The sequence below is a fragment of the Maridesulfovibrio salinus genome (assembly GCF_055394525.1).
On record NZ_AP042461.1, the window covers coordinates 4,143,483 to 4,161,280 of the forward strand.

The 17,798-nt window shown below is 47.9% G+C and carries 17 protein-coding genes; 5 read left to right on the forward strand and 12 right to left on the reverse strand.

Features of this window, described 5'->3' with window-relative positions; genetic code table 11:
• Nucleotides 1–229 precede the first annotated feature (229 nt).
• The gene (lgt, locus tag ACZ5PW_RS18990; RefSeq protein WP_464556586.1) at nucleotides 230–1,045 is read right to left on the reverse strand and encodes a prolipoprotein diacylglyceryl transferase; all 816 of its coding nucleotides are present in this window, start codon (nucleotides 1,043–1,045) and stop codon (nucleotides 230–232) included.
• 109 nt (nucleotides 1,046–1,154) lie between these two features.
• On the opposite strand from lgt, the gene ACZ5PW_RS18995 reads away from it, so the two are divergent.
• Nucleotides 1,155–1,901, forward strand: coding sequence for a hypothetical protein (locus ACZ5PW_RS18995; protein ID WP_464556587.1), 747 nt, complete (start codon nucleotides 1,155–1,157; stop codon nucleotides 1,899–1,901).
• Between the two features lie 179 nt (nucleotides 1,902–2,080).
• Here ACZ5PW_RS18995 and ACZ5PW_RS19000 read toward each other — a convergent pair whose 3' ends face one another.
• From ACZ5PW_RS19000 to dsrA, 4 genes are all read right to left on the reverse strand, one after another.
• Nucleotides 2,081–3,469, reverse strand: a complete 1,389-nt coding sequence (locus tag ACZ5PW_RS19000) for a cobyrinate a,c-diamide synthase (protein ID WP_464556588.1) — start codon at nucleotides 3,467–3,469, stop codon at nucleotides 2,081–2,083.
• A 171-nt stretch (nucleotides 3,470–3,640) separates the two neighbouring features.
• Entirely contained in the window at nucleotides 3,641–3,889 is a 249-nt protein-coding gene (locus ACZ5PW_RS19005; protein WP_464556589.1) for a dissimilatory sulfite reductase D family protein, read from the reverse strand.
• Between the two features lie 65 nt (nucleotides 3,890–3,954).
• Complete coding sequence (gene dsrB / locus ACZ5PW_RS19010) at nucleotides 3,955–5,100, reverse strand: dissimilatory-type sulfite reductase subunit beta (RefSeq protein ID WP_464556590.1); 1,146 nt, start codon at nucleotides 5,098–5,100, stop codon at nucleotides 3,955–3,957.
• A 15-nt stretch (nucleotides 5,101–5,115) separates the two neighbouring features.
• Entirely contained in the window at nucleotides 5,116–6,429 is a 1,314-nt protein-coding gene (gene dsrA, locus ACZ5PW_RS19015) for a dissimilatory-type sulfite reductase subunit alpha (protein WP_464556591.1), read from the reverse strand.
• A 375-nt stretch (nucleotides 6,430–6,804) separates the two neighbouring features.
• Here dsrA and ACZ5PW_RS19020 point away from each other — a divergent pair, with 375 nt between their 5' ends.
• A complete protein-coding gene (locus tag ACZ5PW_RS19020; RefSeq protein WP_464556592.1) occupies nucleotides 6,805–7,464 on the forward strand; it encodes a YkgJ family cysteine cluster protein in 660 nt (219 codons plus the stop codon).
• A gap of 16 nt (nucleotides 7,465–7,480) precedes the next feature.
• Nucleotides 7,481–7,750, forward strand: a complete 270-nt coding sequence (locus tag ACZ5PW_RS19025) for a hypothetical protein (RefSeq protein WP_464556593.1) — start codon at nucleotides 7,481–7,483, stop codon at nucleotides 7,748–7,750.
• A gap of 218 nt (nucleotides 7,751–7,968) precedes the next feature.
• Here ACZ5PW_RS19025 and ACZ5PW_RS19030 read toward each other — a convergent pair whose 3' ends face one another.
• Nucleotides 7,969–8,373, reverse strand: a complete 405-nt coding sequence (locus tag ACZ5PW_RS19030; RefSeq protein WP_464556594.1) for a 2-thiouracil desulfurase family protein — start codon at nucleotides 8,371–8,373, stop codon at nucleotides 7,969–7,971.
• 96 nt (nucleotides 8,374–8,469) lie between these two features.
• On the opposite strand from ACZ5PW_RS19030, the gene ACZ5PW_RS19035 reads away from it, so the two are divergent.
• Nucleotides 8,470–9,819: an L-serine ammonia-lyase gene (locus tag ACZ5PW_RS19035; RefSeq protein WP_464556595.1), complete on the forward strand. Its 1,350-nt coding sequence runs from the start codon at nucleotides 8,470–8,472 to the stop codon at nucleotides 9,817–9,819.
• Nucleotides 9,820–10,060: 241 nt separating this feature from the next.
• On the opposite strand, the gene ACZ5PW_RS19040 is transcribed toward ACZ5PW_RS19035, so the two are convergent.
• The 6 genes from ACZ5PW_RS19040 to ACZ5PW_RS19065 form a co-directional block, all read right to left on the reverse strand.
• Nucleotides 10,061–11,797, reverse strand: coding sequence for a phosphoenolpyruvate carboxykinase (ATP) (locus tag ACZ5PW_RS19040; RefSeq protein ID WP_464556596.1), 1,737 nt, complete (start codon nucleotides 11,795–11,797; stop codon nucleotides 10,061–10,063).
• 494 nt (nucleotides 11,798–12,291) lie between these two features.
• Nucleotides 12,292–13,419 (reverse strand): sodium ion-translocating decarboxylase subunit beta, encoded by a 1,128-nt coding sequence (locus tag ACZ5PW_RS19045; protein ID WP_464556597.1) that lies wholly within the window; start codon nucleotides 13,417–13,419, stop codon nucleotides 12,292–12,294.
• 9 nt (nucleotides 13,420–13,428) lie between these two features.
• Nucleotides 13,429–13,707: an OadG family protein gene (locus ACZ5PW_RS19050; RefSeq protein ID WP_464556598.1), complete on the reverse strand. Its 279-nt coding sequence runs from the start codon at nucleotides 13,705–13,707 to the stop codon at nucleotides 13,429–13,431.
• Between the two features lie 34 nt (nucleotides 13,708–13,741).
• Nucleotides 13,742–15,568, reverse strand: coding sequence for a biotin/lipoyl-containing protein (locus ACZ5PW_RS19055; protein WP_464556599.1), 1,827 nt, complete (start codon nucleotides 15,566–15,568; stop codon nucleotides 13,742–13,744).
• Between the two features lie 810 nt (nucleotides 15,569–16,378).
• A complete protein-coding gene (locus ACZ5PW_RS19060) occupies nucleotides 16,379–16,555 on the reverse strand; it encodes a FeoB-associated Cys-rich membrane protein (RefSeq protein WP_464556600.1) in 177 nt (58 codons plus the stop codon).
• 150 nt (nucleotides 16,556–16,705) lie between these two features.
• Nucleotides 16,706–16,879 carry a hypothetical protein gene (locus ACZ5PW_RS19065; RefSeq protein ID WP_464556601.1) on the reverse strand — a complete coding sequence of 58 codons (174 nt, stop codon included), beginning with the start codon at nucleotides 16,877–16,879 and terminating at the stop codon, nucleotides 16,706–16,708.
• A gap of 283 nt (nucleotides 16,880–17,162) precedes the next feature.
• Here ACZ5PW_RS19065 and cbiM point away from each other — a divergent pair, with 283 nt between their 5' ends.
• Complete coding sequence (gene cbiM / locus ACZ5PW_RS19070; RefSeq protein WP_464556602.1) at nucleotides 17,163–17,771, forward strand: cobalt transporter CbiM; 609 nt, start codon at nucleotides 17,163–17,165, stop codon at nucleotides 17,769–17,771.
• Nucleotides 17,772–17,798 lie beyond the last annotated feature (27 nt).

Genomic DNA, 17,798 nt, shown 5'->3' on the forward strand with positions numbered 1-17,798 from the left:
CCTGTAAAAAACTAAAACTATACACTTTAAATACGTTGAAACAAAAAAACACCACAAAGAATTCATACTAAACTAGCAAATTATACATTCAAATGAAAATGTATTAACCATAAACACTAATAATTTAAATATAGTCATAAAAAAACTCCCTACCACACTGGCAGGGAGTTCAAATTAACAAGAAAAATTCGAAAGTAGATGATCACATGATTCTCTCCAAGGCCCTAACCTAGACAGATTCATCCATAGCAGGAGGAACAGGCCCTTTTTTGATGCCCCAGAGAAACAAGGCCAGTCCGGCAAGAATCATGGGCACACAAAGCAATTGCCCCATGGTCAGCCAGCCGAAAGCTATAAAACCCAACTGGGGATCCGGTTGTCTGAAAAATTCCACAAAAGCGCGGAAAAAACCATAGCCCATTAGAAAGATGCCGCTTGCAGTTCCTCTGGGACGAGGTCTGGATGACCAGAACCAAAGGATAAGAAACAGAACCAGACCCTCCAGAGCTCCTTCATAAAGCTGTGAAGGGTGTCTGGGCAGGTCTCCGGCCCTTGAACTGGGGAACACCATACCCCACGGCATATCGGTAACTCTACCCCAGAGCTCTCCGTTAATGAAGTTGCCTATGCGACCGCACAAAAGGCCTAACGGAGCCAGCGGCACAAGAAAATCGCCGACATCAAGCATGGTTCGCCCGGTTGCCTTACCAAAACGCCAGGCAACAAAAGCGACACCTGCCGCACCGCCATGAAAAGACATACCACCTTTCCAGACAGCGAAAATATCAAGGGGATTCTCAAGAAAATAACCGGGTTCATAGATCAGACAATAACCCAGCCGAGCTCCGACGACCAAACCGACCACAAGCCATGTGATCAGGTCGTCCACCTGCTGGGCCGTCCATGTATTGGTAGGTTTTGAGGCCCTGTATCGCCCAAGAAACCACGCAATGGCAAAGCCTATCATATACATAAGCCCATACCAGTTGGCTTTCAATGGGCCTATGCGGAACGCCACAGTATCAAACTCAGGAAGTACAATCATATCAAAACACCTGTCATTAATTTTTTAAAAGAAAAAACAATCCCGTCCGGTCTATTTTTCCAAAACAAATTCAGTTACAATTCAGACCCAGGAAATACAAGGAAATCCCATGGAAGAACAAAAAGATTTTGACATTCTGGAAATGCCTGCCGAAGGTCTGGCTGCCTATTGGCTTTCTATCAAGAAACTCATTGATGTAAAGCGCAATAAGGAAGTCCTCGAAGAGGAGATACGCTATACCCGCGAGCCATTCATCAAATTTCTTCTGGAAACTGCTTTTTCCGGCATGGACGCTGATACAGTGCGAATGCTCAGCCAGTCAAAGACCGCTACACTCGTGAAAGAGTATCAGCGAAAACTTTCAGCCATGCAACTGGCTCTGCTGGCCATGTCCACTCAGGAAAACCCGCGCATAACTTTCGTTAGAATGGCCTCGCAATATCCAACATCGGTAATTACCGAAAAAAAGGCTTTCACTCTCGCCCACGGCCTTGTTGACGGGATGCTTGATAAAAGCTCAGACAGGACACTGCTATTCGAATTCGACCATAAACTGCAACCTGACCGCCTGTTGGTAAAACTGCTTTTCCACATCATTTTGAGCAGAAAAGAAGGCAAGCAGCAGCTTGAACAGATTGTTCCCTACATCAAAACTCCTTTTTATGCCAACGGCATAACACAGGTAATAGACGGATTCGATCATAGAGTTCTTAAATCCAATCTGGCCGTGCAGTCCGAACAGCTGCTTGACTATGCGCAAACCAAGATGACAATGGCTTCGGAAATGTGTCTTGGGATCAGAAAGAAGCAGAGTTATGATGATATATTCCGCATCGCTAGGGCTTTCATGCCTTGAGCAAATGAAAAAGCCGGGAATTCCCCGGCATGCAACAACAAGAATATGACTATGAAAGAGCAGTAATCAACTTAAGTTTATTTTTCCCAATACGCGCAACTGGTTAGAAATATCCGTCCCATCAGATCAGCGTAAATCGGGCTCGGCAACGAAAGGGATGAATGTAAGATCCGTCCGGGCTACCTGCCAAGTTTGAAAACTTCAGCAGCCTTGACAAAATTTCCGGCCCAGCATGGACATCCCAGAGCATGAATATGGTTATACCCGGCGTAAACATTATTGCGCACGAGACCGTCATGCCCATCGGCCATTCCCTTGCCTCGATCCATATTCAAAGCATAGTTCGGAGAGATCTCCTTGTTATCCACACAAAGAGAATAATGGAACTCATGACCGATAACTCTGGTTCCCACCGGGAAAAAAGAATTTTCATGAACAATATGGCCGGAGGTATACCCCAACCCCTGCGGACGGGGACATAGACGGGTAGATAAATCCAATACACCGGACATGGGATATGTTTTGCCTTCGTACTCAACATCCCGCCCAAGATACATAAAGCCCCCGCATTCAGCGAAAATCGGCATTCCCGCTCCAGCAAGATTCCGGACATGGTCACGGATTGTGGTATTTGAAGAAATCTCAGCCGCAAGAGTCTCCGGGAAACCACCGCCAAGGTATAACCCATCAATCTCGGGCCAAGGTTCGGAGGAAGAAATTGATACTTCCTTTACCTGTGCTCCCGCCCTTTCAAGTGCTTCGAGATTCTCTTCATAATAAAACCAGAGAGCCTCGTCGCGAACCACTCCGATTACCGGCTTTTCGGAGCTTGAAAATTCAATTTCAGACCAGGCTGATTCAGCTGCGGAAAGGCCGGCCTCGGCTTCTGTTGCTATTTCCCTGACTTTTTCCAGATCAATGCAGTCAGCAGCCATTTGAGCAAGTGTATCAAGAGCCTGATCCACTGCTCCGTACTCAGTATTCGAAACCAGCCCCATATGCCTTTCAGGAATAGGATTTTCCTTCAGCTTCGGAAGCATTCCAAGAACAGGGATATCCGTATACGCTTCAATTGAATTTCTGAGAATATTCCGATGACGCTCTCCGGCTGTGCGATTCAGGATGACTCCCGCCAGATTGAAACCGTCTTCAAAAGCCTTACATCCGGCTACAATGGCGGCAACGGTTCGGGTCATTTTAGTGCAGTCAATGGTCAAAATCACTGGAGATTTGATAATTCGAGCCAGTTCAGCGGTTGAACACGAGCCGTCAACATCCTTACCATCGAATAAGCCCCGGTTTCCCTCTACGACAGAAAGATCAGCCCCCTGCCCTTTTTCCAGAAACAGAGCCTTGAGCTTATCATTGGACATGAGAAAAGGATCGAGGTTGGTGGCGTACTGCCCGGAGGCAAGACCAAGCCATCTGGCATCGATATAATCCGGTCCTTTCTTGAAAGGTTTCACATCCAGACCCTGATTCTTGAAAGCGCGGCAAAGTCCGAGAGTGACAATGGTCTTACCAGTTCCACCGGAAAGGCCGGCCAGTACGATTCGAGGAAAATTCATTTCTTGATTACGCCCTGTAAGAATTCAACCTTTAGCTCACCTGCACAAGCTGATTTACTAGTGTTTCAAGCCAAAAAAGACAAGTTAAATAGTACCCGGCAATTACTGACCAACAAAAAAAATGCCTTGCTCCCAAGGAACAAGGCATTTGAAAGTCCAGTAGGACGAAGATTAATCTTCGTGCTCTGCTGCTCCCTGCTTACCAGCACCAGAAAGGCCGTACATGGTAGTAGAGCCGGAGGACCAGTATTCAACTTTTTCTTCTTTAACGAGAGCGGTCAGAACTTTCTTAACTTCACGACCCTTTGCATCAGGAAAGAGCTTGGTGAAGTCATTGAAGTAAAATTTGCTTTTTGCACCTGTTTTCTTTTCAAGAAAAGCAAGGATTTCTTCCTTTGCGGAATCCATATCGATCGGCATAATAAGCCCCTTTCTTTTTAAAAGAGGCGCGGCGAAATGCCGCGCCCCATAATTCTCAATTCTAATTAGAACTTGAACTGAGTGGACTGACGCCAGGTGTAGTAAGCGGGGTCACGGAAATCATCGATGAGGTGAGGAGTGAACTCCAGACCAGTCTTTTCGAAGAAACGTTCCCAGCCAATACGCTCTGCCCAGTCACCCAGACGTTCGTATTTGTTGGCTTCAGCTTTGTAGACTTCCACGATCTGGCGGATAGTCTTGGTAAGTGTGGGCCAACGGGGAGGTTCGTTGGGGATAAATGCAACAACAACCTTGGAGAACTTAGGCATGGAGATACGGTTGGAAACCTTACCACCAACCATCAGTGCGATACCGTCACCTTCCTTATCGGAGAGGGGCAGGGAGGGGCACATGGTGTAGCAGTTACCGCAGTACATGCAGCGCTCTTCCTTAATTGCAACAGTCTTATACTGCTTGCCGTCGAGTTCAACCTTGGAAGGACGAACAGCACCGGTGGGGCAGGAAGCTACTGCAAGAGGAATCTCACACAGGTTATCGAGGTATTCGTGGTCAATGATGGGGGGCTTACGGTGAATACCAACAACAGCGATGTCGGAGCAGTGGCAAGCACCACACATGTTCAGACAGCAAGCAACAGCGATACGCACGGGTGCGGGCATGTTGTGGCCGGTGAACTCATCAAAGAGGTCATCCATGATGACTTTAACAGTACCGGAAGCATCGGTCGCGGGGGTGTGGCAGTGAACCCAACCCTGAGTGTGAACGATGTTGGAAACACCGGCACCGGTACCACCAACGGGGAACTTGTAGGAACCACCGTCGAACTTGCGGGAAAGCAAGTCTTCTTTCAGTGCAACCATCTTGTCCTTGGAATCAACCATGAACTCGACGTTGTTACGGGTGGTGAAACGGAGGTAACCTTCGCAGTGTTTGTCTGCGATGTCGCACATCTCACGAATGAGGGTAATACTCATGAGGCGAGCAGTACCTGCGCGGACGGTGTATACTTCGTCTCCGGACTCGGCAACGTGGCAAAGTACGCCAGGCTCGAGGATTTCGTGGTATTTCCACTTGCCGAAGTTATTCTTGATAACCGGAGGCAGGAACTCTCTGAAGTCGCGAGGTCCAATGTCCGAGATCCGGTTTTCCATCGGTTTGTCTGGATTGTAGCCAGAAGAAACGAACGCCATGTCTGTCCTCCCGTATTATCTCTGGTGTCTTTTTCTGTATTCGTTAATGTCACGTTCCCAAGGACCATCAACATCTTCAGCTTTCCAGAAGATGTAGGGGTTGTGTCTTGGTTCCTGGACATGTCTGGGATCAGCCTTGATTCCGGTAACTTCGAGAAGCTTCTGGAAGCCCATGCGGCGCATGGTCTCACCGAGACGCTCACGGTTCTTACCTTCTTCCATCCACCAGTCCCAAATGTTTTCAACAACTTCTTTCACTTCGTCGAAAGGCTCTTCAACCTTGATGAAGGGAACGAGGAGGGAGCTGAGCTGAGGACCGTCGAGGATAGGAGCCTTAGCACCGCAGAGGATGGATGCGCCGCGATCGTTACCGATCATCAGTGCGCGAGGCATGGTGTTGATGCAGTGCATGCAGTGCATACACTCTTTGTCGTTGATTTCCAGTTTGCCGTCAGCGTACTTGATGCACTTGCCGGGGCAGAGGTCAACAACTTCTTTCTGGATGTCGAATGCACCCCAGTCACGACCGGAGTGAGCACCAGCGTTAGGTGCGAATTCGCCGCCAACGTAAGCTGCAACAGCTTCCTGGTCGATGCGGATTTCATCTTTCCAGATACCTACAACTGAGAAGTCAGAACGAGCGAGCGCACAAACACAGCTGTTGGGGCAAGCGTCGAACTTGAACTTGAACTTGTAGGGGAATGCGGGACGGTGAAGTTCGTCCTGGAATTCCATGGTCATGTCGTAGCAGAGAGCCTGAGCATCGTAACAGGCATACTCACAACGAGACATACCGAGACATGCTGCAGGAGTACGCAGGTTGGAGCCGGAGCCACCAAGGTCAACGTTTGCTTCATGAGTCAGTTCGTAGAAAATTTCTTCGAGCTGAGGAGTGGTGGTTCCGAGGAAGACGATGTCACCGGTAGAACCGTGCATGTTGGTCAGACCGGATCCACGCATGTCCCAGATGTCAATGATCTGACGCAGGAAATCAGTGGTGTAGTATTTACCGGTGGGCTGTGCAACACGAACGGTGTGAAAGTGTGCAACACCGGGGTACATTTCGGGCTGGTCACAGTAACGACCGATTACGCCGCCGCCGTAACCGAAAACGCCAACGATACCGCCGTGTTTCCAGTGAGTTTCACCGTCGTTGTAAGACAGCTCGAGAACGCCGAGAAGGTCTTCACAAACTTCGACGGGAATCTGATAATTCACGTCCTTCTCGTTTTTAGCTCTAACTTCGGCTTCTTGTTTTACGTCGGACACGAAGCTAGGCCATGGCCCGCTTTCAAGCTCGTCCAACAAGGGAGTTTTGTGTTTCGCCATTCCCTTAAACCTCCATAAAGTTTAATAGATATACCTACCAATACAAATTAGGCATCCGGTTTTATTGCCGGTATTTCCGGCGTTGCCCGGTTGCTTTCCTCTCTTAGTGCGAGACCCCCCTATCGCTTTTGATGAGGGGGAGGGAAAGATACCCTTAAGTGAAAAAAAACACAACCTACGCTGTGAGATAAAGAACTTACGCGCTTTTTGTCAACAGATGATTCATATTATCACCTTCGACCAACTGGGGGCTTGCCAAGCAAGCCGGATTCAGCGTATTTACTCATCCCGACACTAGGTGCGTCGATTGCAAATATTTCCTACAGAAATTTTTGATAACCATCAACATAAACTTGAAAAAGCGACTCTTATAATATGAACGAATGTAAACAGTGCGGCACTTGCTGCCGCAAAGGCGGCCCGGCTCTTCACACTCAGGACCTTCCTCTGCTCAGGGAATCCGGTGACATTGACCTGACAGACATCGTCACCCTCAGAAAAGGCGAACTCGCCTATGACCAGCCCGAAGCAGCTGTTATCCCCCTGCAGGAAGAAATTTTAAAAATCAAGGGAGCCGGTGGCTCCTGGACCTGTAAATTCCTGGCGATATCCTCTCAGGTATGCCGGATTTACAAAAACCGTCCTCTTGAATGTCAGGTGCTTTTCTGCGGAGACCCTGACCCGCTTCTCAAGATTTATGACAAAGACAGAATCACACGCCGTGACATTCTGCCTGAAGGACACCCCGTTCTCGAACTCATCGAGGAACATGACAACAAATGCGCCCCTCAGAAGATGGCCGACCTCGCGGCTCAGGTTCTTGAGGATTGGAGCGGAAAAGAAAACCTGAAATCCAGCCTTCTCGAAATGCTTGTCTACGACAAATCAGTTCGGGACCTGATGACAGAAAAGTCCGGAATGCCTGAAGAAGCCATGGATTTCTTTTTCGGTCGCCCCTTGAGTGTCATCCTCAGAGGTTATGGCATTATTGCCACTCCCAACGGGAATTCCTTTTCACTGCGCAAAGCATCTTAACAGGAGAGTCAGATAAATGAAAGACGAACGCGGACTTTATTATTATCCGTCCCTGCAGTCTCGTGAAACCAGGATGTATGTCCGTGAAAATCAAGGATCTATCGAGTTCCGTCTCTGGTCAAATGAGAACCCGGTAATATGGGAACAGCACGAATGGCTGCCCTATGACGTGATCCTTGAAGCTGCGGAAGAATACAAGAAACGCGGCACTGACAGAAACCCTCTTGCACTGTATGATCTCAACATTGCCCAGCAGTTGATTAAAGACGACAAAATAACCCATTAGTTTGTCCTGTTTTGCGCGGCAATGTGGTCAGCAAATTCGGTCAATTGGTCTGTAGCCTATACAAAGCCAGCCCGGAGGAAAAAGAACCTGAAGATCTTTTCCCAGGGAATATTTATTCCAAGACACCGAAGCCTGACACCGCCGTGTTGCAAGCAATTATACAAACGAGAAAATACCCCGGACCTGATTACAGCTTCGGGGTATTTTTCAATTCCGTTCTATTCTGTCTCGATCTCAATGCCTTCATTCCTTAGCATCGAAGCGAAGATTCCATCACCGTCAATCAGTTTTCCACTAAAAGTCCCATCATATATTCCTGCTGAACCGCATGATGGAGAGCGTGCTTTGAGAATTGCCTTTTTTATACCAAGCATTTTGGCCAGCTTCAAAGACTCCTCCGCACCACGCACAAACTGACCGGTCACATCAACACCATTCTGGGTCAAAACCTGTCCGTTCACAATTTCTGCCGGCGGGCGGGGTGTGGGCAAACCTCCGAGTTGCTCCGGGCAGACCGGAACAGCCTTCCCCTCACTGATCAGATCAATGACTCTCTCATCAGCGTTATCTCCACCGTCATATCTGCAACAAAGACCTGCCAGACAAGCACTGACTATATACATTACTGTAACCTCCAGATCATTTATGCTCGTTGTTACACTCTGCACATTGTGCTAACGATAATTTTCATAAACAATCCCTATGGTCAAGGAGGACACATGACGGCGATCACTACTTCTGTTTTCGAGCTTTTCAAAATCGGTCCGGGACCTTCCAGTTCCCATACAATCGGCCCAATGCGTGCCGGATATAAATTTAACCGCTCAGTGGCTGAACTTTCTCTTGATTCAATTCCGGATAATATAGAGGTCCGTCTTTACGGAAGCCTCAGTGCCACAGGTAAAGGCCATGGAACGGACCGCGCTGTTATAGCCGGCCTGCTTGGCTATCTGCCTGATACTGTAGACTGCTCCTTTCTTGACAGCCTTGCTGATGGATCTCCTCACAAATTTGAGAGCGGTTCATTTTCCCTGCCCCTCAGCGTTAAGGAGGTAGTCTTTGCTGAAGTGGAAAACGACTTCCCTTACGCCAACACACTCCTTATCCGACTTAAGAAAGGAAATGATATTTTATTTGAGCAGGAATATTATTCCATAGGTGGAGGCTTCATTCGCTGGAAAGGACAAAAGGAAGACATTCCCAGAGTACCAAAATATAAATACTCGAACATGGGAGAACTGCGCCAGATTCTCATTGATCAGGAGCTGCGCCTGCATCAGGCCGTGCTGGAGAATGAAAAAACGATCACCGGAGCAACTGAGGAAGAAATTTTCATCAAACTTGATTCAATACTCGATACCATGAAAAAAGCCGTGGAAAACGGTCTTTCTATAGAAGGCCTGCTTCCCGGGCCCATAGGATTACACAGGAAAGCAAAGCGCCTTTATGACAACAGTTCACTGCCCAGTGCAGCAGACCGATTTCTCCTTAGACTCAATGCATATGGATTTGCCGCTTCTGAAGAAAACGCCGCAGGTAAAATCGTCGTCACTGCCCCGACATCTGGTTCGGCTGGAGTAATTCCAGCTGTAGTGTATGCACTTGAAGAAGATTTGAAAATTAGCCGTGAAAAAGTTCGTGAAGGGATGCTCACCTGCGCAGCTCTCGGATTTATAGCCAAGCATAATGCCAGTATAGCCGGAGCGGAAGTCGGCTGTCAGGGGGAAGTGGGAGTTGCATCAGCAATGGCGGCAGGGTTAATAGCATATGCCAACGGCCTCAGATTCTGGCGAACGGAAAACGCGGCCGAGACCGCCCTTGAACATCACCTTGGACTCACCTGCGATCCCGTAGGCGGATATGTCCAGATTCCCTGCATTGAAAGAAATGCAATGGGTGCTGTCCGCGCATACAACTCATACCTGATAGCCAGTGTGGAGAACGAACAGTTTCACAAAGTTACTTTTGATGAAGTAGTCAAAGCCATGGCCGAAACAGGTAAGGATATGGACTCCAGATACAAGGAGACTTCTTTGGGTGGATTGGCTGTTTCAGTTCCCAACTGCTAGATGGATACATTTAAGATCCACACCCTGCCAGGCAAGTGCCGGACTACAGTACCTGATAGAGGTTAGAAACGAGGCGCAGTTAGTTAAATAAAATTTCAATCTCAGCCAAATTATAGCACAGGTGCTAGACACTGCAGGAGAGGAGAACACCAACAATTCAGATACAACATAGATATTGATTTTTTAGCGTTATGAGTCCCCGGAAAATAAATCTTCCGGGGACTTTTTTTACAATATGATATCAGTCTTTGATCTGCAGCAGCTTGGTGAGCCTGGCTAGCAGTTCAGGCTTGCAGTTAAGATCATCTGTCTGCTCCAGGAAATGCCTGCGCTGGGCAAAGCGGTCCTTGAGGGTCTGGATATAGTCATCACGATTATCAACATTAGCCGGATTGTAAGTATCGTAATATCCAGGCAGGATCTTTTCCATGCAGTTGCGTTTAGGAATCTGTGCTCCGGGCAGCAGATCCCAGTCTTCCCATTCCAGTTTGTCAGTAAGAATCATGGTCTGGAGGGTAAGGGAAGTCTGGAGGGGGATCGGGTTAAGATCACTGTCCGAAGATTTCCAGAAACCAATCGAGTTGAAGCTGTAACCGCTCGCTCCGCAGTCAAATACATTGGCGAATGCCTGCACATCTTTCCACAGTTCGTACACACGGAAAGGGTTGGCAAAGGGGATGAAGACTAGCTTCTTAAGTTCTTCTTCAGAAACATTCTCCGCAAGGTTACGCTTGGTCATAAGCGCAGCACCCATTGCTACAGCAAGGTAGGTATCGGTAAAACGAATGATCGGGGGCAGGCAGGTATCTTTCATGAGCCAGCAGAGTGAATCAGGAAAGGTACAGCGGTTAACATAATCGCCAAGAACATCCCGGTCGATAAGCGCACGCCCGTTGGGGTTACGGATATCCTGTCCGAGAGGCATAACCTTGCCATCAATTTCCAGCATGGCATGGTTCATTACTGAAACCATGTACTTCCAGTCCGGGTTACCAAGAGGACGGGAGTCGGTTTTATCAAAAAGAGTTGGCTCCCACACACGGCAGACACGATTTTCAGTGTCAATCTGAAATGCATCATCATGCAGAACTTTCTTGGCGAATCCTTCGGGAAGGGTTCCGCCGTTATCATGGGAGTTGGTGTGGGAAGACTTACCTGTACCCGAAAGGCCGAAGAAAGCGATGGATTTTTTCCCCAGTTCCTTGATTTCGGCATCAGGGCAATCGGAGAAATCAATCTCTTTAATTCCGCCATGACATGCCGCCATTCCGACACGGATCCCGGAAGTCCAGGCCAGAGTCAGAGTACCTTTCTTGCGCTCACCGAAATAACGCATGCCGAAGTTGTAGATGACATTGCATTCTTCATCCACAAGGGCGAGCTGCGGGTTACCCTGATTATGGTAAAAAGTGTCGTCATTGCGCCAGAGGTTATCACCTATGATAATGATATCCTGAATGGGCAGCTTGGCACTTTCTGCGTATTCTTCAGCCAACTCATCAAACGGTGTGAAGTTCACCAGCCAGTTGAAAATATTGGCTGCATCATCTTCTCCACCTAGAATTGTCGCCTTGATCATCAGATCCTGATCAAGCCCCACAATTGCTTCAGCCTTGATGAGAGGACGCTCCTGCATATCTGAAATAGCTTCACGAAGGTCACCAAGAACCTTGCGCTGGTCAGGCCCGCCGAGCTTGTTGTAAAAACGTCTTGCCATTGCTGTGCGGCCGACAATCTTACCATGGCAATGATTGAGCAGCTTTGCACCTTCAGGCAGACCCAAACGTTTTGCCGCCTCAGGATATATAGGATGGTCTGTTTCCATCACATCCCACTGTTTGCGTGCAAGTTCGTAAGCTTCTGCCGCACTTACCTTTCGGACTCTCTTATCAGCAAGAAGAGTTTCCGCAATAGCGCGAAGAGGCGGAATTTTGGAAAGGTCATCTTTGTAGAATTCGTAGGTTGACTGACTGGCCAAATTGTCCTCCAAAGAGAATGTTAGTCTGGCGGCTCCCTTAAGCCGTCCCTGATCGACTTGTTATATGTTTTATTTACAGGCCGCTAAAAAAACGTCTGCGAGAAATCTGCTGCTCATGCCCTAGGCATTCCCTGTGAGCTTTCAAATTCCATTATAACGCCAACGTTCATGTTTTTATCGGCCTGTAACTCCATTTGCAATAAATTGCCACTGCTCATTCACCATTTAAAAATAAAGGTTATTCCCTGGAAAGCAGTTCCCTGTCGGCCATTGCAAATGTTTTCCCACAATTTATACTCTAGAAACCGCCTCTAGTAAAAGAGACTGCAATTAGAAAGGCGCATTCTCAATTTTGAGAATGCGCCTTGTTTTTACGTTAAAATACCGCCATCTTATTTTTGCCCGCTTTCATCATTATCTTAGCAGCAGGCGCAGATGTACGCTTGCGTGTTGTAAGCATCTTTCGAGCGGCAAAAAGAATCACAGTATTTTCCTTACATCGCCAGAACGGACCAGAGCACACCAGCACCGACTGCGGAACCAAGAACCCCGGCTACGTTGGGGGCCATGGCGTGCATCAGCAGGAAGTTGTGCGGGTCTTCATCACGGGCGACCATTTGTACAACACGGGCGGAGTCAGGCACGGCAGAAACACCGGCAGCCCCGACCAACGGATTGATCTTCTCTTTAGAGAACACGTTCATCAGCTTGGCAAAAGCCAGACCACTGGCAGTAGCAACACAGAAGGATGCTGCACCAAGGCCAAAAATCAACAGACTGTCCGGAGTAAGGAAGGTCTGTGCCTGAGTGGATGCTCCCACTGAAAAACCAAGCAGGATGGTGACGGAGTCAATCAGGGCAGTACGCGCGGTCTCAGCGAGACGCTCAGTTACTCCTGATTCCTTGAGAAGGTTTCCGAAGAAAAGCATACCGACCAGAGCAAGAGAGCCCGGAGCAATGAGAGCGGTAATGATGAAGCCCCCCACCGGAAAAAGAATTTTTTCACGGGTGGAAACTTCACGAGGCGCTTTCATGCGGATGAGACGCTCTTTCTTACTGGTCATGAGCTTCATGATCGGAGGCTGTATTACAGGCACGAGAGCCATGTATGAGTAAGCCGCGATGGCGATTGCACCAAGAAGATGAGGTGCCAGCTTTGAAGACAGGAAGATGGCCGTAGGCCCATCCGCCCCGCCGATGATACCGATTGCCCCTGCTTCAGCAGGGGTGAAGCCCATATACATGGCTCCGATAAGGGTACCGAAAATACCCATCTGGGCAGCAGCTCCGAGTAACACGAGCCGCGGGTTGGAAAGCATGCACGAAAAATCGGTCATGGCTCCGATGCCCAGAAAGATCAGGGGCGGGAATATCCCTTTGCTGACTCCGAAGTAGATATAATAAAGAACGCTGCCTTCGTCATAAACACTGAGTGGCATCCCGGCGATGGAAGGGATGTTACCAACAACAGCACCGAACCCGATGGGCAGAAGAAGCAGCGGCTCATAATCCTTGATAATGGCCAGAGCAATAAAAACGATCCCGATGACAATCATGATGAAGTTGCCCGGAGTCATTTCGGCAAAGCCAGTAGTGTTAAAGAAGTGAAGAAGTATATCCATAACGTCCGTCTAGCCCTTGTTTTTATGCAGATACGCCACAGCAGCAGCCACAATTTCCGCTTCAGACGGCCCTGCTTTGACATCGGGTGCCGGAGCATTGGCTACCGGACCGTGGTTGTGGGCTGCAGGCGGAATTATCTTGTTTAAGAACGCGGCGAGTTTCGGAAGCAACGCTATATAAAGGCTGACCAGAATCAGGGCCACAAAAACGATGCTCATTCCCGTAACGGAAATTGCGATACCGTTACCGGCAACCACGTTGTCCCAACTGAACAACACTTGTTGCATTTGGAATCTCCTTTTGCGGTTAAGTGTTGACGGTCTAAACGGTCATCTGAGCCAGAGGCTGACCCTGCTGCACCTGATCTCCCGCGGTAACAGCGAAAGAGGTTACAGTTCCGGCCTTGTGCGCCTTTACTTCCATTTCCATTTTCATGGCTTCCATAACCAGAATGGTCTGGCCTTCCTGAACGGCACTGCCGGGCTCAACAGCAGTCCGGATTATCAATCCGGGCATGGGAGCAGCTACCGGCTCGGTGGCACCTGCTGCCGGAGCGGCAGAACCGCCAGCGGTTGCAGCAGCATCACCCGCGCCGATATTGAAGGATTTGCCGTTTATGGTTGCAGTGGATCCATCAACATTAACAGTGTAGGACTGGCCGTCGACGGTCACATTAACCGGACCGGATCCGGAACCACCACCAACAGAAGCTCCGAGCTTCTTGAGCTGCTCAGCTTCAACATCTTTTTTATAGCGGATGCCGACTCGAGCTTCACCTTTGAGGTAGCTCACACCCTTATCTTTACAGGTCGCCACGATGAAAACATTTTCATCGGTAAGTTCGAAACCTTCTTTCTTGCAGATTTCGCGGGCGGGTTCGAGTCCTTTGGTAGGATCGGCATCGTTGATTTCGAGGGGAGTTTTTTTGGTCGGCTCAAGTCCCAGCTGCTCGGAAGCAAGTCTTACAACTTCGGCGTCAGGCTCAACCGGAGTCTTGCCAAAGTATCCGAGCACCATTTTACCGTAGCCATCTGCAAATTTTTCCCAGGGACCGAACATGACGTTGTTGAACGCCTGCTGGAAATAGAACTGGGAAACAGGGGTTACGGAAGTACCGAATCCACCCTTGCGGACCACTTCACTCATGGCCCGGATGATTTCGGGGTATTTGTCCATCAGGCCGTTGTCGCGCAACATCTGGGTGTTAGCGGTCAACGCTCCGCCGGGCATTGGGCTGAAGGGGATCATTGCATCCACCTGTGTTGCCTCAGGCGGCAGGAAATAATCCTTCATACAGTCACGGAAAACATCCTCGGCCTTGATAATCTTGTCGATATCAATGTCGATTGTGTAATCTGTGCCGCGAAGGATATGCCACATAGTGATTATATCTGTCTGACAGGTTCCGCCTGAAGCGGGTGCCATGGAGAGGTCAATCGCGTCTGCACCGGCTTCAATTGCCGAATGATAGCAGAGACCGCCGATACCGGCTGTCTCGTGGGTGTGGAAATGAAGCATGACATCTTCGGGAAGCATCTTTTTTGCAGCCTTTATAGTCTCGTAGACTTTGGCCGGAGTGGATGTTCCGGAAGCGTCTTTGAAGCATACAGAATCAAAAGGAATGCCCGCGTCCATGATCTGGCGCAGAGTTTTCTCGTAAAACGAGGCATCATGAGCACCGGAACATCCGGGAGGGAGCTCCATCATGGAGACTACTACCTGGTGTTTCAGTCCGGCATCAACAATACACTGACCACTGTAGATCAGGTTATTGACATCATTGAGTGCGTCAAAATTTCGGATTGTGGTTATGCCATGTCTGGCAAAAAGATCGGCGTGGGCCTTGATGACGTCGCTTGGCTGGGACTCAAGTCCGACAACGTTCACCCCGCGGGCAAGCGTCTGAAGATCGGCATCAGGACCTGCGGTCTCCCTGAACCTGTCCATCATATCAAAGGCACATTCATTGGAATAGAAATAGAGGGCCTGAAATCGTGCGCCTCCGCCTGCTTCGAACCAGTTGATACCTGCTTCTCTGGCCGCTTCTACTGCGGGCAGAAAGTCATCGGTCTTGACCCTGGCTCCGTACACGGACTGAAAGCCGTCACGGAAGGCGGTACACATGAACCTAATCTTTTTCTTGGCCACTTCCCCTCCCTATGGTTTGAGAATGAAAAGTATTACAACAGGCCGGAAAGCCTGCAGTCGGTCATTCTTGTTAAGCCCAAATTTTAATGGAAACCAGTATATTACGAGAACATTTTCGTCTAGCCAGATATTTTTGTGCGGCAATGTGACGAGCTGAAAGTAAAGTCTTGTAACACATTACTCTGACAATTTCAGCAAAAAAGAGTGGCTAAAAAATATTTTAACGGCTAAACTAAAAAATTAGACTATTTTGAGACATCAATCCATTTTACATGCCTTGAATACTTTTTGCATTTTTTTGATTTAAGACACTGAAATAAATAAGTTTTATATGTCTATGTATTTTTACTTCAGCTTAATTTGAGTACAGTTTCAGCACCACTCTCAATTTTGAAGACAACCCATCTGATGTGTTAAAAAGTTCACAAACGAACGCTATTTTGAGCACAAAACAACATTTATGCATTTACAGGAAAGCACGAATTAACATTTTTGTTTTTAACACTCACTTAGCTTGCGCTTATGAACAAATACCCACCGACATTGTAGATATTTGCACAAAAACTCCCCCATAAATTAAGCAGCCTGAAGGTATTTAAATGCTTTCCCCGATCCCCTCCAGCTGACTAAAGCAATCCTTTTAAGCTTTGTATGGCCATACCTTCGCTGTCTCCTATGCGCAATAAAACATATAAAAAAAGGAGAGAGCGATTCTAATGAACGCCTCTCTCCATGTCCTTTTCAGACTCATCCTTCTGATGCTCTCAAAAGGATAGAAATCTTGTAACAACTTGTTTTTTAATATTTTTACTACTTTTGTATATCGCCCTTGTTTTGAGCTTTATCTGAACAAGAATCATCGTTGCAGCTTGAAGCAGCCGAACAATCGCAACCGCAACCACAAGACGACCCCGATTTACCAAACCACTTCCAGCCTAAATACACGGCAGCGACACCTATAATAACCAAAACCAGCAGGTCTTGCATATTTCCTCCTCTTAATTGATATGCGTATTCATTTTCAATAAGAAGAGTCTAGCTCTTTAAACCATAAAGTCAAGGCGGCTCTTTTTTAAAGACATAGAATCAACAATCCCTTCACCCTAAATAGACAAAGGGATCATCCTACACGCCACATCATGCCATAAAATTCTGCAAAATCCCGATCAGTTTACTTACCTGTCCCGGAAATCTATCGATCAGGGTTTGGCAGGCAATAAATGAGGCGAATAAAAAGGCTGCAAACCCACCCCAGACGACTACATCAAAAAGTATTGGAATAGCTTTTTCTGAAAGTCTTTTTTTGTGCATTTTTTTCCTCCTATGGGAATAAAAAGCAACTTACATACCACATATCCTAAAGCCTCTATTAATGGGGACAATGTATTAAAAAAACATATCGCAAATGTTCATTGTGCCATTTTACCGTCACTCACATTGGGGCCATTACTCTCAGCCTCCAAGGTTCAATAGTGAGCTCTTGGATTTCTTGACACTGAGAGTTGCGTGCTATACTTTATTTATAAGTATGCACAAAGTGCTCTCAAGATCAGATTAAGAGCAACTATTTCACGGCTAAAAAAAAGGATTTATAATGCACATCTCTGAAGGAGTTCTCTCTCTTCCTGTGCTGGCGACAGGAGCAGCAGTCACAGTCGCAGGAACAATCATCGGCCTGAAAAAAATGGATTCAGAAAAGCTGATTTCAGTTGCTCTGCTTTCTTCGGTTTTCTTCATTGCATCGCTTATTCATGTGCCGATTGGACCTTCAAGCGCGCATCTTATTTTGAGCGGACTTATGGGACTTCTTCTGGGGTGGGCGGCATTCCCTGCAATTCTGACGGGGTTACTGCTGCAGGCAATTCTTTTTCAATATGGTGGATTGACTGTAATCGGAGTTAATGCAGCGACAATGGCACTGCCTGCTGTAGCCTGCCACTACCTGTTCCGGCCATTGCTGAGCAGGACTGGGGCAAGTGTCAGCATCGGGGCATTTCTGTGCGGCGCACTTTCTATAGCTGCCTCATCCGTGTTGACAGCACTGGCCCTGTCCTTTACTGACGAAAGCTTTGCTTCAGCCTCCAGAATGCTTATATACGGACACATTCCGGTAATGATCATTGAAGGATTCATCTGCGCCTTCGCTTATGGCTTCCTCCAGAAAGTCCGGCCTGAAATGCTCATGCTCAGTCAGGAATCCTGAGCACTCCTTAAATACCCGAAAAACGCC